Annotated in this window: 19 protein-coding genes and 1 riboswitch; of the genes, 11 read left to right on the forward strand and 8 right to left on the reverse strand. The window is 65.1% G+C overall.

The window, feature by feature from the left end; translation table 11 throughout:
• The first annotated feature begins 39 nt into the window (after nt 1-39).
• On the forward strand, nt 40-2,895 hold the full coding sequence (glnE, locus tag EYV96_RS17190; protein WP_131152791.1) for a bifunctional [glutamate--ammonia ligase]-adenylyl-L-tyrosine phosphorylase/[glutamate--ammonia-ligase] adenylyltransferase: 2,856 nt from the start codon (nt 40-42) through the stop codon (nt 2,893-2,895).
• Between the two features lie 1,293 nt (nt 2,896-4,188).
• On the opposite strand, the gene EYV96_RS17195 is transcribed toward glnE, so the two are convergent.
• Nucleotides 4,189-5,184: a mitochondrial fission ELM1 family protein gene (locus tag EYV96_RS17195; RefSeq protein WP_131152792.1), complete on the reverse strand. Its 996-nt coding sequence runs from the start codon at nt 5,182-5,184 to the stop codon at nt 4,189-4,191.
• A 135-nt stretch (nt 5,185-5,319) separates the two neighbouring features.
• On the opposite strand from EYV96_RS17195, the gene EYV96_RS17200 reads away from it, so the two are divergent.
• Both EYV96_RS17200 and EYV96_RS17205 read left to right on the forward strand, forming a co-directional pair.
• Complete coding sequence (locus EYV96_RS17200) at nt 5,320-5,913, forward strand: malonic semialdehyde reductase (RefSeq protein WP_131152793.1); 594 nt, start codon at nt 5,320-5,322, stop codon at nt 5,911-5,913.
• Between the two features lie 105 nt (nt 5,914-6,018).
• The gene (locus EYV96_RS17205) at nt 6,019-6,603 is read left to right on the forward strand and encodes a YceI family protein (protein WP_131152794.1); all 585 of its coding nucleotides are present in this window, start codon (nt 6,019-6,021) and stop codon (nt 6,601-6,603) included.
• Between the two features lie 78 nt (nt 6,604-6,681).
• Here EYV96_RS17205 and EYV96_RS17210 read toward each other — a convergent pair whose 3' ends face one another.
• Nucleotides 6,682-7,926 (reverse strand): Yip1 family protein, encoded by a 1,245-nt coding sequence (locus tag EYV96_RS17210; protein ID WP_131152795.1) that lies wholly within the window; start codon nt 7,924-7,926, stop codon nt 6,682-6,684.
• A 224-nt stretch (nt 7,927-8,150) separates the two neighbouring features.
• On the opposite strand from EYV96_RS17210, the gene EYV96_RS17215 reads away from it, so the two are divergent.
• The 4 genes from EYV96_RS17215 to EYV96_RS17230 all read left to right on the forward strand — a co-directional run bounded on the left by EYV96_RS17215 (nt 8,151) and on the right by EYV96_RS17230 (nt 11,706).
• Nucleotides 8,151-8,357 (forward strand): zinc-finger domain-containing protein, encoded by a 207-nt coding sequence (locus EYV96_RS17215; protein ID WP_131152796.1) that lies wholly within the window; start codon nt 8,151-8,153, stop codon nt 8,355-8,357.
• Nucleotides 8,358-8,454: 97 nt separating this feature from the next.
• Entirely contained in the window at nt 8,455-9,579 is a 1,125-nt protein-coding gene (locus EYV96_RS17220; RefSeq protein WP_131152797.1) for a glycosyltransferase, read from the forward strand.
• An 86-nt stretch (nt 9,580-9,665) separates the two neighbouring features.
• Nucleotides 9,666-10,931 carry an O-antigen ligase family protein gene (locus tag EYV96_RS17225; RefSeq protein WP_131152798.1) on the forward strand — a complete coding sequence of 422 codons (1,266 nt, stop codon included), beginning with the start codon at nt 9,666-9,668 and terminating at the stop codon, nt 10,929-10,931.
• Entirely contained in the window at nt 10,924-11,706 is a 783-nt protein-coding gene (locus tag EYV96_RS17230) for a glycosyltransferase family 2 protein (RefSeq protein ID WP_131152799.1), read from the forward strand. Before EYV96_RS17225 ends, EYV96_RS17230 begins: the two co-directional genes overlap by 8 nt.
• Here the strand turns inward: EYV96_RS17230 and EYV96_RS17235 are convergent, their stop codons facing one another.
• A complete protein-coding gene (locus tag EYV96_RS17235; RefSeq protein WP_131152800.1) occupies nt 11,707-12,621 on the reverse strand; it encodes a VirK/YbjX family protein in 915 nt (304 codons plus the stop codon).
• Nucleotides 12,622-12,759: 138 nt separating this feature from the next.
• Complete coding sequence (gene lpxL, locus EYV96_RS17240; RefSeq protein ID WP_131152801.1) at nt 12,760-13,686, reverse strand: LpxL/LpxP family Kdo(2)-lipid IV(A) lauroyl/palmitoleoyl acyltransferase; 927 nt, start codon at nt 13,684-13,686, stop codon at nt 12,760-12,762.
• Nucleotides 13,687-13,760: 74 nt separating this feature from the next.
• Between lpxL and waaA the strand changes: the two genes are divergently transcribed.
• Nucleotides 13,761-15,026 carry a lipid IV(A) 3-deoxy-D-manno-octulosonic acid transferase gene (waaA, locus tag EYV96_RS17245; RefSeq protein WP_131152802.1) on the forward strand — a complete coding sequence of 422 codons (1,266 nt, stop codon included), beginning with the start codon at nt 13,761-13,763 and terminating at the stop codon, nt 15,024-15,026.
• A gap of 195 nt (nt 15,027-15,221) precedes the next feature.
• Here waaA and EYV96_RS17250 read toward each other — a convergent pair whose 3' ends face one another.
• From EYV96_RS17250 to EYV96_RS17260, 3 genes are all read right to left on the reverse strand, one after another.
• On the reverse strand, nt 15,222-16,583 hold the full coding sequence (locus tag EYV96_RS17250; protein WP_131152803.1) for a TolC family outer membrane protein: 1,362 nt from the start codon (nt 16,581-16,583) through the stop codon (nt 15,222-15,224).
• Nucleotides 16,584-16,613: 30 nt separating this feature from the next.
• The gene (locus tag EYV96_RS17255) at nt 16,614-17,273 is read right to left on the reverse strand and encodes a protein-L-isoaspartate O-methyltransferase family protein (RefSeq protein WP_131152804.1); all 660 of its coding nucleotides are present in this window, start codon (nt 17,271-17,273) and stop codon (nt 16,614-16,616) included.
• A 163-nt stretch (nt 17,274-17,436) separates the two neighbouring features.
• The gene (locus EYV96_RS17260) at nt 17,437-17,772 is read right to left on the reverse strand and encodes a hypothetical protein (RefSeq protein WP_131152805.1); all 336 of its coding nucleotides are present in this window, start codon (nt 17,770-17,772) and stop codon (nt 17,437-17,439) included.
• 87 nt (nt 17,773-17,859) lie between these two features.
• Between EYV96_RS17260 and EYV96_RS17265 the strand changes: the two genes are divergently transcribed.
• The 3 genes from EYV96_RS17265 (at nt 17,860) to EYV96_RS17275 (ending at nt 21,940) form a co-directional block, all read left to right on the forward strand.
• Nucleotides 17,860-18,510, forward strand: a complete 651-nt coding sequence (locus EYV96_RS17265) for a TetR/AcrR family transcriptional regulator (RefSeq protein ID WP_131152806.1) — start codon at nt 17,860-17,862, stop codon at nt 18,508-18,510.
• Between the two features lie 213 nt (nt 18,511-18,723).
• A riboswitch (TPP riboswitch) is annotated at nt 18,724-18,818 on the forward strand.
• Nucleotides 18,819-18,878: 60 nt separating this feature from the next.
• The gene (gene thiC / locus EYV96_RS17270; protein WP_131152807.1) at nt 18,879-20,759 is read left to right on the forward strand and encodes a phosphomethylpyrimidine synthase ThiC; all 1,881 of its coding nucleotides are present in this window, start codon (nt 18,879-18,881) and stop codon (nt 20,757-20,759) included.
• A 158-nt stretch (nt 20,760-20,917) separates the two neighbouring features.
• Nucleotides 20,918-21,940, forward strand: a complete 1,023-nt coding sequence (locus tag EYV96_RS17275; RefSeq protein WP_131152808.1) for a DUF2333 family protein — start codon at nt 20,918-20,920, stop codon at nt 21,938-21,940.
• On the opposite strand, the gene EYV96_RS17280 is transcribed toward EYV96_RS17275, so the two are convergent.
• The gene (locus EYV96_RS17280; RefSeq protein ID WP_131152809.1) at nt 21,937-22,839 is read right to left on the reverse strand and encodes a LysR family transcriptional regulator; all 903 of its coding nucleotides are present in this window, start codon (nt 22,837-22,839) and stop codon (nt 21,937-21,939) included. The two genes, EYV96_RS17275 and EYV96_RS17280, sit on opposite strands and share 4 nt — an antisense overlap.
• Between the last annotated feature and the right edge of the window lie 25 nt (nt 22,840-22,864).

A 22,864-nucleotide genomic window follows, 5' to 3' on the forward strand; every position in this document is an offset into this window, starting at 1 on the left:
TCCCCCGGTCATGGATGCAGTCCGCAGGTGAAGCCCGGCATGCGGCACAATGGACCGATGCCCAAGGAATCCCCGGCGCTTCGCGCCCTGATCGACGACCGCTACGCTGAACTGATCGCCCGCTGTCGCCAGGCGGGGGTCCCGCTTCACGACGACGCCGGCGTCGCCGAGCGGATTCGTCGCACTTTGCTGGCGAGTGATTTCGCCTTCGATACCTGGTCACGCCAGCCGCAGCTGCTCAGTCCCCAGGGACTGGAGCGCCTGCGTGCCGCCAGCGACGCCAGCGCGCGCATCGATGCGCTGAAGCTCGATGACGACGAAGCGTCCACGATGACGGCGCTGCGTCGCTTCCGGCATGCCGAAGCCTTGCGGCTGGTCTTCCGCGACGTGAATGGCCTCGATACCTTGCCCGATACCTTGTCGGCCACCAGCGTGCTTTACGAAGTGCTGCTTGGTGCGTCGCTGGCCTGGTCGGAGCACGCTCTCGTCGCCCGTTACGGGCATAGCCGCGGCCACGATGGCGAGCGCCAGCGCATGGTGGTCGTCGGCTTCGGCAAGCTCGGTGGCAGCGAGCTGAATTTCTCGTCCGACATCGATCTCGTGCTCGCCTATCCCAGTGGCGGCGAGAGCGATGGCGCCCGCTCGCTCGATAACAGCGAATACTTTGTTCGCATGGGCCGGCAACTGGTGCGCCTGCTCAACGAGCCCACTGTCGACGGGATCTGCGCGCGCGTGGACCTGCGCCTGCGTCCCTTTGGCAATGCCGGCAGGCTCGCTCTGCCATTCAGCGCCATGGAGCAGTACTACCAGAGCGAAGGTCGCGACTGGGAACGTTACGCGTGGATCAAGGCGCGGCCGGTCGCGGGTGATCGCCACGCCGGCAAGCAGTTGCAGGACTTGTTGCGCCCCTTCGTGTATCGCAAGTACCTCGACTACACCGCGTTTGCCGGCCTGCGCGAAATGAAGGCGCTGATCGATGCGGAAGTCGCGCGCAAGGACCTGGCCGACAACCTGAAGCTGGGTCCTGGCGGCATTCGCGAAATCGAGTTCGTGGTGCAGCTGACGCAGCTCATTCGCGGCGGGCGCGAACCGAGTCTGCGCGTGCGTGGCTTATTGCCCGCACTCACGGCGTGCGAAGCGCGCGGCCATATTCCTGCGGCGCGCGCGAAGTCACTGCGCGAAGCCTATGTGTTCCTGCGCCGGGTCGAAAATCGTGTGCAGATGCTGCGCGATGCGCAGACCCATGACATCCCCGATGACGCGCTGAGCCGTGAACGCATTGCGGTCGGGCTGGACCTTGATTCGTGGGATGCACTGGAAGCAGAGCTGGCGCGGCATCGCGCCGTGGTCAGCGAAGAGTTCGGCGAAGTGCTGATGCCGCAAGGCGGGCGCGCCGCGAGTGCGCCCGTGGAAGACGTGGCGTTGTGGCAGCGAGTGTGCGCCGAATCGCTCGACGCCGCTGCGATGGAAGCATCGGGATTCGTGCCGGGCGAAGAGGCCGCCGATGCCCTGCAGAAATTGCCGCAGGCGGCAGCCGTCCGCGCGATGTCGTCGCGATCACGCGAGCAGCTTGATCGCCTGATGCCGCAGCTGCTGGCGCTGGCGCGCGCAAGCGTGGCGCCGACGCCGTGCCTGCTGCGGCTGTGTCGCCTGATCCAGAACGTGGCGCGACGCTCGTCTTATCTCGCCCTGCTGGAAGAGCAGCCGGCAGCACGCAGACGGCTGGCGCAACTGTTCGCCTCCAGCGCCTTCCTGGCCGAACGCGTCATTTCCCAGCCACTGTTGCTTGACGATGTGCTCGATCCGCGCATCGATCAATTGCCGTTGAAGCGGGCCGACATCAGCAGCGAGATCGCGCGCGTGCTGTCGACGCTCGACGAGCGTGAAGCGGAGGCGGAGCTCGAGCGCATCAACGAGTTCAAGGCCAGCACGGCTTTCCGTCTGGGCATGGCATTCAACGATGGCCGCGCCGATGCCGTCGCGACGGCGCGCCGCCTGGCGGCTTTGGCCGAGTCGGTCGTGCTGGCCGTGACCACCATGGCTGAGCGCGAGCTGGTGGCGCAGCATGGTCGCCTGCCGGGCGAAGGTTCGGGGTTTGCCGTGATGGGTTACGGCAGTCTGGGCGGGGAGGAGCTGGGTTTCGCCTCGGATCTCGACCTGGTGTTCGTCTACGACACGCGCCGCGCGCATGCCATGAGCGACGGCCCCCGACCCATCGAAGGTTCGCGCTGGTATCAGCGACTCGCGCAGCGCGTGATGAACTGGCTGACCGTCCTGACGCGCGCGGGGCGACTGTACGAAGTCGACACGCGCTTGCGTCCCGATGGCTCCAAGGGCTTGCTGGTGAGCAGCCTGCAGTCGTTCACCGAATACCAGAAGAGCCGCGCCTGGACCTGGGAGCATCAGGCTTTGCTGCGCGCACGACCCGTGGCCGGCGATGCGGTGCTGAATGCCGAGCTTGCCGCTGTGCGCCGCGAGGTGTTGTCGGTGCCGCGCGACCGCGAGAACGTGCTGAAGGAAGTCAGCAGCATGCGGCAACGCTGGCGTGCGGAGCGTGACCGGTCTGATGAGCGGCAGATGGATCTGAAGCAGGGCGTGGGTGGTCTGCTCGATATCGAGTTTGCGCTGCAAGGCCTGGTGCTGGCGCACGGTTCCCAAGCACCGCTGCTGCTCGACAGCACGGCCAATGCGGCGCTGATCGGAAGCTGTCGCGATGTGGGTTTGCTGAGCGACGCACAGGCGGAAGTGCTGGCACGGGCGCATGGGGAGATGCTGAGGCGGGCGCTGGCGTGCACCTTGGATTTGCGGTCGCGCATTGCGCCCAGGGACGCGGGCCTGGATGCCTTGAGCGCCGAGGTCTCGCAGGTTACGCAGGCGTTGGGGTTTGTGTTCTAGCCATCGCAGGCGTGCGCGCGACGTTTTCCATACCCAACCTCAGGCTCGATGATCGTCATGGCCGCCATGCCTGCGAAGGCAGGCACCCAGTGGCGACCACGCACGGTTATCGCCCCACACTCTCGCGTCGTCATGCCGGCGAAAGCCGGCATCCAGGGGCGATCACGCTCATCTGTGCGATACCGCGACCGGGCCGCTTACGCAGCGGGCGTTTCGACCTGGCTGCCGCCGGCCGAGACCCAAAATAAAAGTAACCCAAAGAAAATGGCCTAAGAGCGGGGTGCGCGCTTACGTTAGATACGTGTCTCACGGGACGCGCAGGCTCAAGTCATCACCCTCGATGCCAACTAGCGTCCGACTGCTGGCTATCCGCCCCACCGCTGAAAGCGCGACGGAGAATGGCCGGGCGTCGACTCTTAAAGGGTGAGCGCGGCGAATAATCCATGTGCGACCAGGCGTAGTTGTCGCCACCTTCCCCCAAGGTCGTCATGGCGGCGAAAGCCGCCATCCACACGCGACCACGTCGGGTTTTAACCGCACGCCCCAAGCACACCGTCATGCCTGCGCAGGCAGACACCCAGTGGCGACCACACACGGTTGTCGCCCCACCCTCTCACGTCGTCATGCCGGCGAAAGCCGGCATCCAGGGGCGATCAGGCTCATCTGTGCGATATCGCGACCGGGCCGCTTACGCAGCGGGCGTTTCGACCGACTGCCGTCGGCCGAGTCACTTTTCTTTTGCTGGCCCAAAATAAAAGTAACCCAAAGAAAATGGCCTGAGAGCGGGGTGCGCGCTCACGTTAGAGACGTGTCTCACGGGACACGCAGGCTCAAGTCATCACCGGTGAGGCCAACTAACGTCCGACCGTTGGCTATCCGCCCCACCGCTGAAAGCGGGGCGCAGAACGATCGGCGGTCGGCCCGGAAGAGGTGGGCGCAGCGAATAGTCCATCCGAGACAACGTCCGGTTTTCATCGCGCTCTCTCAACCACACCGTCATGCCTGCGAAGGCAGGCACCCAGTGGCGATCACACTCGATGACCGTCGCGCCCCCTTAACCCTGCCGTCATGCCGGCGAAGGCCGGCATCCAGTGGCCGCGACGCTTATCGGTGCGCGACCTAACCTGACCTCCTCCCCAACCACACCGTCATGCCTGCGAAGGCAGGCACCCAGTGGCGATCACACTCGATGACCGTCGCGCCCCCTCCACTCTGCCGTCATGCCGGCGAAGGCCGGCATCCAGTGGCCGCGAGGCTTATCGGTGCGTTACCTGACCTTCCGCTGCGGGGATGTCACCCCACGCCACCGCGCTTCCACTGATGCTCATCGATCCTCCCGCGCAACACCTCCACCACGGGGGCAAGTTCCCGTAGTGGTACCTGCCGTTTCGGCAGGTCGTCGTCGGCCAGGTCGTACAGCAAACCGGCTTCCCGCAGCGCTCGATGGAACCGGAAAATCTTGTCCGGTAGCGGCTGCGGCGCGAACGTCTGCACCGGGCATCCCACGGCGCACGCTTCTGAAAGCATGTTCACCGAATCGGGTGTCACGACCAGTCGATCAGACCATCCGAGCACGCCGGGATAGGGATTGATGCCTTCGTGATCGTCGCCGCCCCACACCATGCCAGGCACACCGGCCAGTCGCTCGCGCAGCACGGCCAGTACCTGGGGCGGTGTACGGCGCGACGTCACCAGCATCACGCTACCTCCCTCGCGTTGGATGTCGTCCCGCAGGCGGTCGGCCAGTTGCGTAGCGTAATCAGCGTCGAGCGGAATGCCCTTGCGCGGGCCGCCCACCAGCACACCGATCCGGGGCTGTGGGTACTCGGCGAACTCGGGACACACCTCGCGGCCCTCCTGGAGCCATGCGTCGTCGACCAGATTCAGCGAGCCGACGGTCTGCAATACGTTCTGGCCCTGGCAGCGATCGTGGCGCGGCGCGATCACGGTGTCCCATGCGGACGGGTTCATGCGCGGATCCAGGATCTGGATCGTGTAGGTGCTGTGCTCCGACAGGTCGCGCAACATCCGGGTGTACAGGGCGGACAGGCGGCCGCAGCCGATGGCGACGGCCGGCCACGGCGGCTCCAGGGAACCCTGGCGCTCGGCGGCGGGGAGGGCGAGGCGACCGCCAAAGATCAGGCGGGGCGACAACCAGGACCAGGGAGGCCGGGCACTCAACACCATATGGCGAAACGGCAGGCCCAGCGACTCGGCCAGGGCCAGTGCCTGGCGGTCGTTTCCCGCGTTGCCATCGGTGATGACCCAGGCATTGCCGTGGAGCTTCATGGCCGACCCGCCCTCATGATTGTTTCCCTAGACAACACAGTACGTTCCATTCCCCGGGGTCCTGCGGCGCGGCGTGCGGTTTACACTGTCCCGCTGCGGCGCCACGCGAGGCGCGTCTTTTCTTGAAGGATAACCATGAGCGACAAGCTTTCCGATACCGCCCTGGACCAGATCTTCCGCAACGCCCGCACGTTCAATGCGTGGCTGCCGCGCGAAGTCAGCGACGAACAGCTGCATCAGCTGTACGACCTGGCCAAGTTCGGTCCGACCAGCGCAAATTCGTCGCCGATGCGTATCGTGTTCGTGAAGTCGCAGGAGGCCAAGGAAAAGCTCTCGCCCTTCATGTCCGAAGGCAACCGGGCCAAAACCCTGGCCGCCCCGGTCACGGCCATCATCGGCATGGACCACGCCTTCCACGACCAGTTGCCCAAGCTGTTCCCGCACACGGACGCGCGCAGCTGGTTCGCCGGCAACCAGCCGCTGATTGAAACCACCGCCTTCCGCAACGCCACCTTGCAGGGCGCTTACGTGATCATCGCCGCGCGTGCGCTGGGCCTGGATTGCGGCCCGATGTCGGGTTTCGACAATGCCGGCGTGGATGCCACGTTCTTTGCCGGTACCCAGATCAAGAGCAACTTCCTGATCAACATCGGTTACGGCGATGCCAGCCGCGACCTGTTCCCGCGCAGCCCGCGCCTGTCGTTCGACGAGGCCGCGCGCATCGCCTGAACTTCTCTGGCGGGCGCCGGTCTTGTGCTGGCACCCGCTTCACGCCGTCCCCATTCCACGAGGGCGTACGCTCTCACCCCTGACTCGATTTATTGGAGGAATTCCATGCGTGCACTTCGTTATGTCGTTCTCGCCGGCCTGCTCGGCGCTGCCGTGGGTGTCCATGCCGATCCGGTGACCTACAAGCTCGACCCGGGTCATACCAACGTGCTGTTCACCTGGAACCACTTCGGCTACTCCAACCCGACTGCCAACCTCGGCATCAGCGAAGGCACGCTGGTGTTCGACGAGAAGAACCCGGCCAAGTCCTCGGTGGAAGTGACCCTGCCGCTGTCGAATCTCGACACCCACGTCACCAAGCTCGATGAGCACCTGAAGAAAGCCGACTTCTTCGATGCCGAGAAATTCCCGACCGTCACCTTCAAGAGCACCAAGGTGGAAGCCGCCGGCAATGGCAAGTTCAAGGTGACCGGTGACCTGACCGTGCACGGCGTGACCAAGCCGGTCGTGCTCGACGCCACGCTCAACAAGGTCGGCCCGCATCCGATGATGAAGGTGCAGGCGATCGGCTTTGATGCCACGACCACCATCAAGCGCTCGGATTTCGGCGTCGCCATGTACGTGCCGAACGTCAGCGACGAGATCAAGATCCACATCACGACCGAAGCGGCCGTGCCCAGCGCCAAGTAAGGGATCCGGCGCATCCGCGCCCGCCCACGAAAAAGGCCGCCATCGCTGGCGGCCTTTTTTTTTGCATCAGTGCAAGGGTTACTGATTCTTGACCCCGGCATCCTTGAGGCTTTCCAGCTTGGACAGGTCCACAGTGCCGACCGCTTCCTTCAGCTGATCCACGCTGTCCACCTGGCCGCTGGCCTTGACCGTGAAGCGCTTGCCGACGACCACGCTGAAGGTGCCGTCGTTGCTCTGCTTGTCCCAGGATTCCTGCACCAGGCGACCGTTCTGGCTGTATGTCTTTTCGTAGCCGTGCTCGGTGCTTTGTTCCTGTTCCGGCGCCATGGCGCTGGCCATTTCCATCATGCCCTTCATGCTGCCGGTGTCGACGACTTCCAGTTCGATGCTGTGGTTGCCGTCGGTGTACTGGGCGCGGGCCGTGGTGACCTGCATGCCCATGGCGGCATTGCGTTCGGCGCTGAGATTCTCGCGCTTCCAGCCCAGCACGCTATCGGGCAGGAAGCCGCGCATCTGGTCGGCCGACAGCGACTGCACGTTGCCGTCGTTGCCCATGGCGGCGCCCATCACCTTGCTCATGGCCGCGTTCTGCGCTGCCGTGTCGCCGGATTTCTGGGCCGCTTCGAGTTCCTTGTTGGCCGCTTCGGCGCGTTCGCCCATGGCGGCCAGCTTGCCCATGGCGCTGTCCTTGTCGAAGGTGACGTGGCCGGTCTGGTTGGGCAGGTTCATGCCGCCCATCACGGCGGACGCGAAGATGCCGCCAACGATGGCGCCCACGGCCAGCGACAGCAGGATGCCGATGATCACCGAAACGGCCGTATAGCCGGCCGACTTCTCGACCGGGCTGCGCATGGTGTGCGGCAGGCCCAGGTACATCAGGTAGATGGCGTAGACCAGGCCGGCGATCGACACCAGCCAGCCGATCCAGGGGATGAGCACCGCGACGCTGGCGACCCAGTAGGCAGTCCACGAATAAGCGATGACCTTCAGCGCCTGCACGCTGCTCTTCTGGCCGCCGAAACTCGGCGCCAGGGCGCTGACGATCAGGGCCAGCACGTACAGCACGGCCAGGCTCAGGGCGTAGCTGACGATCAGCATGCCGATGCCGGCGCCGACCGGCACGCGGAAGGACATGCCCAGGGCGCTGGTGCCCAGCAGGCTGTCCTTGATGAAGCGGGCCACCAGGGGCAGGGCAGCGAGCCACAGGATGTAACCCGTATACAGGCCCTGGATGGTGGCCGGTTCGGCGCCGATCTTTGGCCACTCGGTCTGCGGCGTGGTCAGGACGGCTTTGGCGCGTGCAATGATTTTTCCGAAATCCATGGTGCTCCCCATCAATGGCGTGTTTGCATCCGGCGCATTCTGGGCGCCGCGCGTGACAAATCGAACTGGCTGCCGGGCTTAGGCTCTTTGGCAGGTGCGACGGGGTCGTTCGATGGCCGCCCCGCCCCCGTTCGCCGACGGCGCGTACGCCCGCGCTCTGGCAGCGTTACCGGGCCGCAGCCTGCTACCATTGTCGACCCGATGTCCAGTCTGGAGTTTGTCCCATGTCGCGTTCCCCTGCGGCGGCAGAGCTGATCCCGGCCAATGCCGAAAATCGTTATGAAGTGACGCGCAAGGACCTGCCGCTGTCCTGCCCGATGCCCGGCATGGCCCTGTGGAACTCCCACCCGAAGGTCTACCTGCCGGTGGTCGAAGATGGCGGTGAATCGACCTGTCCCTACTGTGGCGCCCATTACGTGCTGCGCGACTGACCGGCCACCGGGTCCATGACCCGGAAATGTTACAGAATGTGAATTTGGGCATGATTTCTGCTTGTCTCCAGGGATGAAGGCATTTATTGAACCGATCATGTCCGCCGTCGCCGCACCAACCCGGTCCCTGACCGTCGTCCAGCTGATCCCGGCCCTCGAGTCCGGCGGGGCGGAGCGGTCTGCGCTGGAGGTGGCACGGGCATTGGTTCAGGCCGGCCATCGTTCGGTGGTCGTCTCGGCCGGCGGTCGCCTGGTCGAGCAGCTCAAGGCCGAGGGCAGCGAGCACATCACGCTCGATATCGGTACCAAGTCGCTGCGCACGCTGACCCGCGTGGGTGCCTTGCGGCGCGCGCTGGCCGAGATCCGGCCCGACATCGTCCACGCACGCTCGAGGCTTCCGGCCTGGCTGGGCTGGTGGGCGCTGAAGGGTCTGCCGCAGCGCGCGCATTTCGTGACCACGGTGCACGGGCTGAACTCGCCCGGTCGTTACAGCGCCATCCTGCTGCGCGGCGAGCGGGTTATCGCGGTCTCGCAGACCATGCGTGACTACGTGCTCAGCCATTACCCCTGGCTGGAGCCGTCCAAGGTGCGAGTCATCCCGCGCGGCATCGACCCGCAGGCCTTTCCGTATGGCCACCGCCCGGACGATGCCTGGCGCAAGGCATTCTTCGAAGAATTCCCGGCTCTCACGGGCGCACCGCTGCTGACCCTGCCGGGTCGCGGCACGCGTCTGAAGGGTCATCACGATGCCATTGAGCTGGTGTCGGAACTCAAGCGCCGCGGCATCGATGCGCGCCTGCTCCTGCTGGGCGTGATCGAGGCCGGTCGCGAGCATTACGTGGCCGAGCTGCGTGAGCTGATTCGTGCGCGTGGCGTGGAATCGCAGGTGGTTCTGACGCCGCCGCGTGGCGACGTGCGCGATGTGTACGCCGTTTCGTCGCTGATCCTCCAGTTGTCGAACAAGCCAGAATCCTTCGGCCGCACCGTCGTCGAAGCGCTGTCGTTGTGCCGTCCGGTGCTGGGCTATGCACATGGCGGCGTCGGCGAGCTGCTGGCCGAGTTGTATCCCGCTGGCCGCGTGCCCGTGGGTGACCGCGAGCGCCTGGTCGAGCGCGCGGCCGAGCTGCTTCGCGTCGCACCCCCCATCCCGATGCTGCAGAGCTATCGCCTGTCCGACATGCAGCAGGCCACCTTGTCCTTGTACGACGAAGTCGTCGCCTGAGCCTTTCGGCGGCGCCACGTGCCGCCAGCTGCGCGTTGAAAGGTGGTGCAGCGCCTACAATGGGGCAGCCCATGCCAAGGACTTCCATGCGCGCCCTAGCGTCCGCCCTTCGTTCGCCCCTGTTGCCCTTCTGGCTGGTCATCGCCTTGCTGCCGATCGGTCGCAGCTCCGAGCTGGGCACGTTCCTGTGCTTGCTGGGCACCATCCTCTTGTTTGTCCGGCAGCCGCGGGCGCTGAGCGATCACACGGGCGCGCGGGTGCTGCTGTGGATAATGGGCGCTTACATCGTTGCCGCGCTGGTTTCTTCCATCGACTCGGTGGCTCCCGGGAAAAGCTGGTCGACCGTGGCTTCGCTGTTGCGTTATGTCCCGCTCGGTCTTTATGCGTGTTTCGCGATTCGTTGGGAGTCGCGCCTGCATGCGCTCTATTACGCCGTGGCCGCGGTGATCGCCTTGTGGGTGGTCGACGCCTGGGTGCAGGCGTTGACGGGCTGGAGTCTGGGCGGTCATGCGCAGGCTGAGCGCGTCTCCGGAATCTTTGGCGCCGAGCATCTGAAACTCGGTCCCGTGCTGGCCGTCCTCGCGCCTTTCGCACTCTGGGCCGCGCGGGAGCGTTGGGGCGTGTGGGGCCTGATCGGTGCGTTCCTTATCATGCTCGGTCCCGTGTTGCTTGCCGGGTCGCGCGCCGCGTGGATCAGCTATGCCGTTGTCGCCGTGGCGTTCGCCTGGCATGAGGCGCGTTCGCCGCGTCGGTTCCTGATCATCTGCATGGCGGGGTTGCTGGCCGCGCTCGCGGCAGGTGGCATCGCCTGGAAAACGTCCGAGCGCTTCCAGGCGCGCATGGATCGCACGCTGGTTGCCCTGAAGGGTTCCGACCAGGCGGTTGATGAAGCGCTGACCGGTCGCCTTGCGATCTGGCGCACGAGCGTGCGCATGTTCGAAGCGCATCCCGTCAACGGCGTTGGCGTGCGCGCGTATCGCTATGCGTATCCGCAGTTCGCCCCGGCCAATGATCACTTCGTCGTCTCTGACGAGGCTTGCGGCGCGGGCGAAGGTGCCTGCCACGCGCATCAGTGGGTACTCGAAGTGCTGACCGAAACGGGTGTCCTGGGTCTGCTGCTGTGGCTGAGTGCGCTGGGCCTGGCAATCGCCACCTATGTGCGCGCAGGTGCGCAGGCGCGACGCCATGCGTTTGTGCCCACGGTGGCGCTGCTGGCCATGCTGTTTCCCTTGAACACGCATCTGGCCTTCTATTCGTCCTGGTGGGGCTTGCTGTTCGCCTGGTTGCTGGGCCTGTGGTGTGCGGCGCTGTTCGTCTTTGCCGGCGCCCCGCGAGGGAAAGTGCATGGCTGAGTCGTTGTCCGTCGTCGTCACCACGTATAACAGCGCGGCGACGCTCGATGCCTGCCTGGCCAGCGTGCGGTGGGCGGATGACATCGTGGTGCTCGATTCCGGATCGACGGATGCGACGCTGGCCATCGCGGCGCATTACGGCGCACGCGTAGCCACGCAGCCCTTTGCTGGCTACAGCGCGCAGAAACAGGCGGCCATCGACCTGGCCCTGCATCGCTGGGTGCTGCTGCTGGATTCGGATGAGGCCGTGCCTGCCGATGCCGGCAAGACGATTCGCCAGGCACTTGTCCATCCGACGGAAGCGGGCTTCCTGATCTGGCGGCGCGAATGGATTTTCTGGCAGTGGCAATCGTCGCGCAGCCGCCTCAATCACTACGTACGCCTGTTCGATCGCCAGCGCGCGCGCATGAGCAACCACCAGGTGCACGAGGAAGTGCAGGTCGACGGGCGTGTCGGCGTGCTGGACGTGGTGCTCGACCACTACGGCGAGCGTGACATCGCCGGGCGCGTCGACAAAGCCAATCGCTATTCCACCCTGCAGGTCGCGGACCTGGGGGGCAAGGGCCGGCGCGGCGTGCGGATGCGCATGCTCACCAATGCCACGGCAGCGTTCTTTCGTTACTACCTGTTGCGCGGCCACTGGCGCTCGGGCTGGGCAGGTTTCATTGCCGCCCGGATCCACGCCTTCTACGCGTTCCTCAAGTACGCCAAGCTTTACGAGGCCACGCGTGCGAACGCGCGGGAACAGCGCCTGCCCGGCAACGACGCCGACTGATCAGGCTGCCTTGACCACCGGCACCGGCTGATGGTGCAGGGCGCCGGCGAGCAGGGCGCAGGCTTCCTGACGAAGGGCTTCGCGCTTGCGGAACGCGGAGCGGTGCTTGCTTTCCACGTCCATTTCGCTGCGCAAGGCCTCGCGCACGGGCAAGGCATAAAAGCCATCGGCAAGCGGCTCCCCGAGGCATTCCGTCCAGAAGCTGTCGTAGTCGGCCTTGATCTTGTCCGCCTCGAGCGCGAACGGGTGGGCGTGGTTGCTCACGCCGCGCACTTGCACGGCCTGGGTCAGCTGGCCAATGGCAAGGACCAGGGAGTAGAGCAGGTTCTTCGGGCGCAGGCCGTGGCATTGCTTGGTGAGCTCGCGCACCGCATCGCGACCCAGTTCGGCCGCGGCGCCCTGGACGCAGCCGATCATCAGCGTGCGGCCGTTGTCGGCAACCGTAAAGATCATCGACGAGAGCACCTGGCCCTGCGTATTGGCCAGGCACAGCGCCATTTCGCCTTCGCGACTGCGTCCGGTGGGACGACGCAATTCGATCAGCAGTTCACTGCCGTCCTTCAGGCTGACCGCACCCAGCACGGAGCGACCTTGCAGGTAGATCGCATCAACGATAGGGCGCGGAAAGTTCGCGAAGACGTACTGAAAATGTCCCTGGATAATTTCGATGCGACGGGCACGGCCGAGGCGACGATTGATGTACGCGTGATGCCAGCGTTCAAGAAGGCGCGGGTCGTGCGCAAGCATGGCGCTGAGTCGATCGGAGCCGTAGATGGTTTTCAGCCATGTCCCCTGGCGGCCGGGCATGCGCAGGCTGCGGCCAAGGTATTTCAGGCCGGATGCAATTCGCTTGGTCGTTGACCCGCGCCAGTCATGACGACCGTGCAGCGAGCGAAGGAAGAGCCGGATGGACATGAAGGTGCGCAACAATTGCAGTGATCCGCGCGCTTTCTACGCGAGCAATCTGTCGTTGGCCTGTCATGCGTCGCATGCGTTCAGTTGCGGTCTCACTGACGCGGAATTCCTTGCGACAAAGTGTCGCGAGGCTTGCGCTCAGTAAACGTTGGGCATGCCCGGCGGACGCGTCTTGAAACGCTTGTGCACCCAGAGGTATTGCTCGGGCGCTTCACGCACCATCTGCTCGATGCATGCGTTGACGCGCGCGGTGTCGTCCAGCGTGTCCTTGCCGGGGAAGTCGTTCAGCGGTGCACCCAGGCGCAGCGCATAGCCCTGGTTGCCGGGCAGGCGGCGATGGAAGAAAGGGATCACCACGGCGCCGGACATGCGGGCCAGGTGGTGCGTCGCCGTGATGGTCGCCGCCGGCACGCCGAAGAACGGCACGAACACGTTGTCCTTGCTGCGCATGTCCTGATCCGGCGCATACCAGAGCGTTCCGCCGTGCTTGAGATATTTCACCGTGCCGCGGATGTCATCCTTGTCGAACATGGCCTCCGCGTAACCGAGGCGCGCGCGCAACACGGCCCACTCGAACACGTCCGAGTCCATCCGGCGATACATGCCGGAGATGCGGATATGCCGCGAGACCAGGCGTGCACACAGCTCAAGGTGGGAGAAGTGACCACCGACCAGCAATACGCCCTTGCCTTGCGCGCGTGCCTGTTCAAGATGCTCGACGCCCTCGAAGGTGAGCGGCACGTTGGCAATGGCGCGATCGGAGCCCATCCAGCCCAGCGCGAACTCCACCATCATCAGGCCGATGTCGCGCAGGTGCGCATCGACGAGTCTGGCCCGTTCGGCGGCCGACAGTTCCGGAAAGCAAAGGTCAATGTTGACCTCGGCGATGTGTCGGCGCGGCGAGGGAAAGCGCTCGATCAGCCAGCCCAGCCCGCGCCCGGCGGCCATCAGCCAGGGGCGGGGCAGCGACGCCACCAGCTTGAGCACGCCCACGCCGATCCACGCCGGCCAGTGGGAAGGCCAGAGCAGGCTGCGTTGGAAGCGGGGTCGAGGGGCACCGGGCATGAGGCCGGCGATTGTAGCAGCCGGCCTTGATCGGGGGCTGGCTATACTGCTGGCTTCGCTGAAGGGGCTCGACGTTGCGCTATCTCTACACCCTGGCCATGTACCTGGTGACGCCGATCATCGTGCTGCGTCTGCTGGCGCGTGGCGTTCGCTATCGCGACTACCACCGGCGCTGGCGCGAACGCTTCGGCTTCTACGATCTGCCGCCCGTGCGCGGCAGCATCTGGGTCCACGCGGTGTCGGTAGGCGAGGTGAATGCTGCCGAGCCGCTGATCAAGGCCTTGCGCGAGGAGTACACCAACGCGCCGCTGGTGGTGACCACGGTGACCCCGACGGGGTCCGAGCGTGTGCGCCAGCTCTTTGGCAATAGTGTCTCTCACGTCTATCTGCCCTACGACTTGCCCTTTGCGGTGTCGCGATTCATGAAGCGCGTGCGTCCGCGCCTGGCGATCATCGTGGAAACCGAGATCTGGCCGAACCTGTACTTCGCGTGCAAAAAACGCGGCATTCCGCTGATGATCGTCAATGCGCGACTGTCCGAGCGATCGCTGCGCGGTTATCGACCGATGCAGGGACTGGTGCGTTCGGCGCTGAGCTGCGTGCGCCAGATCGCCGCGCAATCGCGCACGGATGCCGCGCGCTATCGCTCGCTGGGCATGGATCCTTCGCGCATCCTGGTCAGCGGCAACCTGAAGTTCGACATGCCGGTGCCGTATGACGCGGTGCCGGCGGGCGACGCGCTGCGTCAGCAATGGGGCAGGCTGCGGCCGGTCTGGATTGCCGGCAGCACGCACGAAGGCGAGGAGCTGGCGATACTCGAGGCACATCTCGAAGTGCTCAAGCGACTGCCGGACGCCTTGCTGCTCATCGCGCCGAGGCATCCCGAGCGCTTCAAGATGGTGGAGAACTCCGTTCGCAGCCTTGGGTTTTCCACGGCCACGCGCAGCACCGATCGCGTACCGACGGCCGCGCACCAGGTGTTCGTCATCGATGCGATGGGCGAGCTGATGCAGTTCTACGCCGCGGCCGATCTCGCCTTTGTCGGTGGCAGTCTCGTGCCCATCGGTGGCCACAACGTGCTCGAGCCGGCGGCGCTGTCCAAGCCGGTGCTGGTGGGGCCGCACACGTTCAATTTCGAGGAAATCACGCTCACCCTGATTCGCGAGGGTGCCGGTGCCAGGGTCGACAGTAGCGATGCCCTTGGCGGCGATGTGCTCAAACTCCTGTTGGACCAGGGGCGCCGCGCGCAGATGGGCACGCGCGCCAAAGTGGTGTTCGACAGTGAGCGCGGCGCGGTGAAGCGCGTGATGGAACTGATTGACCGCCAGTTGCAGGAGTAGGGCGCTCGCTACGCGAGCGGTGAATTCGCCCGCTGAGCGGGCTGTAAACGGTCAACAGGTAAGAGCAGGCAACGCCTTCGCTTCTGCTGTTCACCGTTTACCGTTTACAGCCCGCGCAGCGGGCGATATCACGGCTCTAAACACACAAAAGCCGGGCTATGCCCGGCCTTTGTGCGTTTAGAGCCATCCAGAGGATTACTGAAGCAGCGTGTTCACGCCTTCCAGATCCTTCAGGTCGATCGTGCCGGCCGCCTGCTTCAGCTGCAGCTTGTTGAGGATGAACTGGTGGCGGGCCTGCGAGTAGCTGCTCTCGGCCTGGGTCAGCGTCTGAATCGCGTTGAGCACGTTCAGCATGGTCTGCGTACCCACGTCGAAGCCGGCACGCGTGGCTTCCAGGGCCTTCTGGCCGGAGTCCACCGACGCCTTGTTCGCCTGCACCTGGAGGATGCCGGCGCCCACCGAACGGTAGAAGTTCAGGGTGTCACGCGAGACCTGGCGGCGCTGCGATTCCAGGGAGTCCTGGGCCGCGTCACGCTCGTAGATCGACTGGCGCACGCGCGACTGCGTGGCGCCACCGGCAAAGATCGGCACGCGCAGCGTCAGGCCGACCGTGGTGCCGCCGCTGACTTCATTCTGGGCGGCGATAGCGGCCGGGGTACCGTTCTTGTACCAGGTTCCGCTCTTGCCGTAGTTCACCGAGGCATCGATGGTCGGCAGGTGGCCGGAGCGAGCCTGGTTCACGCTGTGCTCGGCCGCATCGACCGAGTACTGCTGCGACAGGACCAGCGGGTTGTTCTTGAGCGCCTGCTCAACCCACTGGTTCGGATCGGCCGGGGTCGGCGCGTCCATCGGCAGCTCCTCGCGCAGCTTCTTCAGCTCGCCCGTGGGCTTGCCGGTGATCTGCGTCAGGGCTTCGCGCGAATCGTTGAGCGTGTTCTGGGCGGAGATCGTCTGCGCCTTAGCCAGCTCGTAGTACGACTTCGCCTGATAGACGTCGGTCACGGCCGACAGGCCGACCTTGAAGCGCTGGTCCGACTGCTCGTAGGCCTGCTTGTAGGCCTCTTCATTGGCCTGGGCGAAGGTGAGCTGGTCCTGCGCGGTCAGCACGCCGAAGTAGGCGGTGGTGACACGCACGTAAAGCGCCTGCAGGGCGGCTTCGTACTGTTCGTCCTGCGCGCTGCGCTGCGACTGGGCGGTCTTCAGGCCAGCCCACAGGCTCATGTCGATCACGCTCTGCGTGAGCGTGCCGGACAGGTTGCGGGTGCGCGAGTGACCGAGCTTGTCGCTGCCAATGGTGACGATGCCGGTGACCGGATCGGTGTTGACGCTGCGGCCGCCGGTGGTCTGGCTGATGCCGTACGTGCCGTTGACCTGCGGCAACAGCAGGGCACGCGCCTGGTTCACGCCTTCACCGGTGGCCAGACGCTGGGCGTCCGACTGCGACAGCACCGGATCGTTGGCGCGTGCTTCTCGGTATGCATCCAGCAAATCCTCGCTGTGGCCGACCAGTGGGAAGGTCGTCAGGGCCAGGGCAAGGGTCAGAAGCTTCAAACGCATGGGGTGCCTCTTTCGAAATGGGTAGCGGGGTCAGAACACGAAGCGGCGGGGCGGTTCGGCGTGGATCAGGTACGGCAGGTCCGTCTCCAGAATGCCTTCCTCGCGATACCGGCCTTCGCCTTCGTGGGTGAGCAGTACAACTTGTTGTGCGGGCGACTGGCCGCGCACCGCCAGAAGGCGGCCGCCCGGCTTGAGCCAGCCCAGGAAACGCGGCGGGATCTCGTGCACGGCACCGGTGATCACCACCGCGTCGAACTGGCCCGCCGGCTGCCAGGCGTTGACCGCCTCACCGGTGTCCAGCTTCACGTTGGCAATGCCGGCCTGGGCAAGACGCTGGCCCGCGACGGCCGTGAAATCGGCATGGATATCCACGCTGGTGACATGCGCCGACAGGCTCGCCATGCAGGCGGTGAGGAAGCCCGAACCGGTGCCGATTTCCAGCACGTGGTCGTTCTCGGTGAGTTCCAGCGCCTGCAGCACGCGGCCTTCGATCACCGGCTTCATCATCACTTCGCCGTGGCCGAGCGGGAGGCTCAGGTCGGCGAAGGCCAGCTTGCGATGCTCCGGGGCGACGAAGTCTTCGCGACGCAAGCGGCTGAGTACTTCCAGCACGCGGCTGTCCAGTACCTCCCAGGGGCGCACCTGGTTTTCAACCATGTTTTGCCGCGCCTGTTCGAAGTTCATCGCCATCTGAAGACTACGTCCCGTACAAATAAAAAAGGTCAAAAAGGATAAGCGCTTAGCCTCTTTCCGACAATGTGCAAAGCCTGCGGGGTGACCCGCGGTACTCGAAGTGCCGGAAGTCACCGGAACGCGTTGACGGAAGTCATGCGCGGCGCGGTGTCCGCGGACACTAGGCGCTGAGACGTCGAGTCTGCGTCTGTGTTTGGGCAAAGCCCGAAGGCAGTCGCGCCATGGCCTCTTCCATCGCCTGGAGCAGGGTATGGTCCAGGCGCAGGATCCGTCCCTGGGGGGTCGCCTGCTGGCGGCTCTGCTGAGCCACGGCCAGCCAGGCCAGCCAGCGGGCCAGCTGGTGCCGCTCAGCGGCATTCAGGGCCGCCAGGGCGGCACGGACCTGGAACAGGCTGCGCCGGGCGGCCGCATGGCCCAGGTCCAGCCAGGCCGCCAGGGCGCGCTGGGCATGGCGGTAGGGGCCACTGAGATGGAGTTCTGCGATAGTAGAGGGCATAGGTCGGCCGTTCAGGACGCCTGTGGAAAATAAGTAAACCGGCTCGTATACTAAACCCGAGCTATCTCATTTGTGAAGGTGCTGGCAATGAACTCGATCCCGCAATCCAAGCCCCAGGGTCCCGGTCGCCCGAAGGACATGGAGAAACGTGCGGCGATCCTTGAGGCCGCCAAGGCCCTGTTCGTGCGCAATGCCTTCGCCGGTACCAGCATGGACGCCGTGGCCGCCGAGGCCGGGGTTTCCAAGCTGACCGTCTACAGCCACTTCGGCGACAAGGACAACCTGTTCCGCGAGGTGATCCGCGCGCGCATCCAGGACCTCCTGCCCGAGGACATCTATGAGTTCGACCCGAGCCAGGACGTCCGCGAGATCCTCCTGCGGATCGCGCTGACGCACGCCCATATCGACTGCGACCCGCAGAACGTCGGCACCTTCCGCGCCATCCTCAGCGACTGCCGCCAGGGCAACCCCCGCTACGGCAAGCTGCTGTGGGAAGAAGGCCCCACCCGCACGCACAAGCTGTTGGAACGCCTGCTGCAGCAGGCGGTTGACCACGGCAAGCTGGAAATCGAAGACGTCCAGCAAGCCAGCGTGCAGTTTTTCGCCCTCATCAAGGGCGACCTGGTCCTGCGTCGCATGTTCGGCTGCGACGGTTGTCAGGAAGCGTTCGCCACGGAGATGGAGTCCAACGCCCGCGCGGGTGTCACGACGTTCCTCCGCGCCTACCTGCCGCGGTGAGTGCGGGCCGCTTCGCGGCCCGGTGAATTCGCCCGCTGCGCGGGCTGTAAACGGTAAACAGTAAAAGCAACGGCGGGGTCTGCGATGACACCGGGCTCTTGCTCTTACCGTTTACTGTTCACCGTTTACAGGGCGCGCAGCGCCCGGCCCCACCAGCCGGTCGCAAGCACGCGCCACTAACGCCCCATCCCCACTTCGTGCTTCAATCGTCCCCTACAGAAGCGGGGGTGCCGACCACATTCGGCTGAGAGAGTCCCTTCGAACCTGATCCGGTTAGCACCGGTGTAGGGAGCTTCGCCGCACGGGGTGGATTCCGTGCGTCCGGCGCCGTCGCTTCGTCCCCCCGCCTCACGAAGGACGATTTGCCGATGAATGCCCAGCCCTCCGAACTCGCGCGCGCCGCGCAGGAACTCTCCGAGGCGGTCACCCGCCCCATCCCCGGTTCGCACAAGATCTACGTGCAGGGCAGCCGCGCGGACCTGAAGGTGCCGATGCGCGAGGTGTGCCAGGCGCAGACGCCGACGCTCTTCGGTGGCGAAAGCAATCCGAACATCACCATGTACGACACCTCCGGCCCGTACACCGATCCGGACTATCGCGTGGATCTCGCCGCCGGCCTGCCGGCCTTGCGCGCCACGTGGATCGAAGAGCGTGGCGATGTGGAACGCCTGGATGGCCTGAGTTCGCGTTTCGGCCGCGACCGCGCCAGCGATCCCAAGCTCGACAGCATCCGTTTCAGCCATCACCTGCGCCAACCGCTGCGCGCGAAGGCCGGCGCCAACGTCACGCAGATGCATTACGCGCGCCAGGGCATCATCACGCCGGAAATGGAATACATCGCGATCCGCGAGAACCAGCGCATCGACGCGCTGCGTGAAAGCGCCTTGCGCAACCAGCATCCGGGCGAAGCCTTCGGCGCCGCTTTGCCGCGCCTGATCACCCCGGAATTCGTGCGTGACGAAGTCGCGCGCGGTCGCGCCATCATTCCGGCGAACATCAACCATCCGGAAAGCGAACCGATGATCATCGGTCGCAACTTCCTCACCAAGATCAACGCGAACATCGGCAACAGCGCCGTGTCGTCGGGCATCGCCGAGGAAGTGGAAAAGCTGGTGTGGTCAATCCGCTGGGGTGGCGACACCGTGATGGATCTGTCCACCGGCAAGCACATCCATGAAACGCGCGAGTGGATCATCCGCAATTCGCCGGTGCCGATCGGCACGGTGCCGATCTACCAGGCGCTGGAGAAGGTCGGTGGCGTCGCCGAAGAGCTCACCTGGGAGCTGTTCCGCGACACGCTGATCGAGCAGGCCGAGCAGGGCGTCGACTACTTCACCATCCATGCCGGCGTGCTGCTGCGCTTCGTGCCGCTCACCGCCAAGCGCGTGACGGGCATCGTGTCGCGTGGCGGCTCGATCATGGCCAAGTGGTGCCTGGCGCATCACCGCGAGAACTTCCTCTACACGCACTTCGAGGACATCTGCGAAATCATGAAGGCGTACGACGTTTCCTTCAGCCTCGGCGACGGACTGCGTCCGGGTTGCGTGGCTGATGCGAACGACGCGGCCCAGTTTGGCGAGCTCGATACGCTGGGCGAGCTGACGCAGATCGCGTGGAAGCACGACGTGCAGACCATGATCGAAGGCCCCGGCCACGTGCCGATGCAGCTGATCAAGGAAAACATGGAGCGCCAGCTGGAGAAGTGCCACGAAGCGCCGTTCTACACGCTGGGGCCGCTGACCACCGACATCGCGCCGGGCTACGACCACATCACCAGCGCCATCGGCGCAGCGATGATCGGCTGGTTCGGTACCGCCATGCTTTGCTACGTGACGCCGAAGGAACACCTGGGTCTGCCCAACAAGCAGGACGTCCGCGACGGCATCATCGCCTACAAGATCGCCGCGCATGCGGCCGACCTGGCGAAGGGGCATCCGGGCGCGCAGGTGCGCGATAACGCGCTCAGCAAGGCGCGTTTCGAGTTCCGCTGGGATGACCAGTTCAACCTCGGCCTCGATCCGGAAAAGGCGCGCGAATTCCATGATGAGACCCTGCCGAAGGACGCGCACAAGTCGGCCCACTTCTGCTCCATGTGTGGGCCGAAGTTCTGCTCGATGAAGATCACCCAGGACGTGCGCGACTACGCGGCCGAGCACGGCATGGATGAGATCGTGGCGCTGGACGAGGGCATGGCCGAAAAGGCCGCCGAGTTCCGCGAACAGGGCTCCGAGGTGTATCACCGCGCCTGACTTTCGTAAGAAGTCTCGGAAAAGAAGCCGTGCGGGGTCTCCCTGCGCGGCTTTCTCGTTTCCGCCACATGAAGATTGGCTAGCATCGCGGCAACCCGCCGGTCATCCGCTACAGCCCCCGGTGCGTTGTGCCTGGAACACCGCCGAAGGAGTCGCCGATGTCGTCGAAGGATCCCACCGTCCGCTCGAACCACCTCGTGTTGCGCCTTGTGCTCGCTGTGCTCGCCGCACTGGTGCTGCTGATCTGCATCGCCATGTGGTGGTGGGATACGGAGCCCGATCCGTTTGATCCGACCGCCGTGACCCAGAGCGAGCTGATGCTGCTCAAGCGGCCGGGTACCGCCGGTGCCGAAACCACGATCACCCTGATCCACTCCGTCGAGGTGCTGCTCAACAAGCGCGGCGGCTACCTCAGCAACGACAAGCTGCCGCCCGGCGTGTTGATGGACAACATTCCCAACTGGGAACTGGGTTCGCTCACCGCCGATCGCGACCTGGTGCGGGCCCTGCGCAACGACTTCAGCCGCTCGCAGACGCAGTCCACCGAGGACAAGGACCTGGCCGAAGCCGACCCGCTGCTGTCCAGTCCCCATGATCGCTGGCTGATGCCCAGCACCGAGAGCCAGTACCGCGAAGCCGTGCATCATCTGCGCGCCTACCTCGATCGCCTCACGGACGACGATCCGAGCAACGCCCATTTCTACCCGCGCGCCGACAATCTCGCCGATTACCTGCAAGTGGCATCGACGCGCCTCGGCTCGTTGTCGCAGCGCCTGTCAGCCAGCGTCGGCCAGATTCGCATCGACAACGTGCCGTCGTCCGATATTCCGGCAGGTGCCTCCACGGTCGCGGCGCCCGGTGGCGGCCAGTTGGTGAAGACGCCCTGGACGCATGTCGACGACAATTTCTACGAAGCGCGCGGCTACACCTGGACTTTGCTGGCGCAACTCAAAGCCTTCCAGCGCGATTTCGGCCCGGTGCTCAAGACGCGCAACGCGGACATGAGCCTGCAGCAGGTGATCCGCGAACTCGAAGAGGCGCAGAAGCCCTTCCGCAGCCCCATGGTCATGAACGGCTCGCCGTTCGGCTTGTTCGCCAACCACTCGCTGGTGATGGCCAATTACGTCTCGCGCGCCAATGCCGCGCTGATCGACTTGCGTGAGCTGTTGCGCCGCGGTTAGCGCGGAGCGCCGGCCTCGTCCATCACTTCGGCCACGTAGTCCACGAAACAGCGGATGCGCGACGCCAGCTGCGTATTGCGGTAGTACACCGCGTGGATCGGCTGGCGCACGTCGACCGTGTCGCGCGTCAGCACGGGAACCAGCGCGCCCGACGACTGATCCTGTGCCGTCATGAAATCCGCCAGGCAGGCGATGCCTTCGCCGGCGATGGCCAGGTGGCGGATGGTTTCGCCGCTGGAGGCCAGCAGGCTCGGTTTGATGCGCAGGCTGTCGCCCTGGCTATGGCGCAAGGGCCAGTCGTTGAGCGTTTCGGTCTGGCTGAAGCCCAGCAGGCTGTGCTTGCCCAGTTCGCGCACATGGCGTGGCGTGCCTCGCGCCTTGAGGTACGCAGGGCTGGCCAGCACCCGCAGCCGGCTCAGTCCCAGCGGGCGGGCATGGAGCGTCGAGTCGCGCAGGCTGCCCATGCGAATCGCCACGTCGGTGCGCTGCTCAAGCAGGTCGATGATCTGGTCGCTGCTGTTGAGCTCCAGTTCGATCTCGGGAAAGCGCGCACGAAACCCGCCGACCAGCGGCACGATCACATGCAGCATGAAGGGCGACGCCGCGTTGACGCGCAGGCGTCCGGCGGGCTTCTGGCGTCGCGCGCTCATTTCGTCTTCGGCGTCGTCGACGGCGGCCAGGATCTGGCGCGCGCGCTCCAGGAAGAAGCGCCCCTCTTCGGTCAGTTCGATGCGGCGCGTTGTCCGACGCAGGAGCGTGGTGTCGAGCTTGTCCTCGAGCCGTCGCAAGGCGCGACTGATGCCGGACACCGTCTGACCCAGCCGTTCGGCCGCCGCCGTAATGGAGCCGGCATCCACGACGGTGATGAAGGTCTGCAGCTCATCCAGGCTGGTCTTCATTCTTGACTCCAGGGCAAGACTGTTT

Origin of the sequence: Dyella terrae (genome assembly GCF_004322705.1) — a bacterium.
GTDB classification, from domain to species: Bacteria; Pseudomonadota; Gammaproteobacteria; order Xanthomonadales; family Rhodanobacteraceae; genus Dyella_D; species Dyella_D terrae.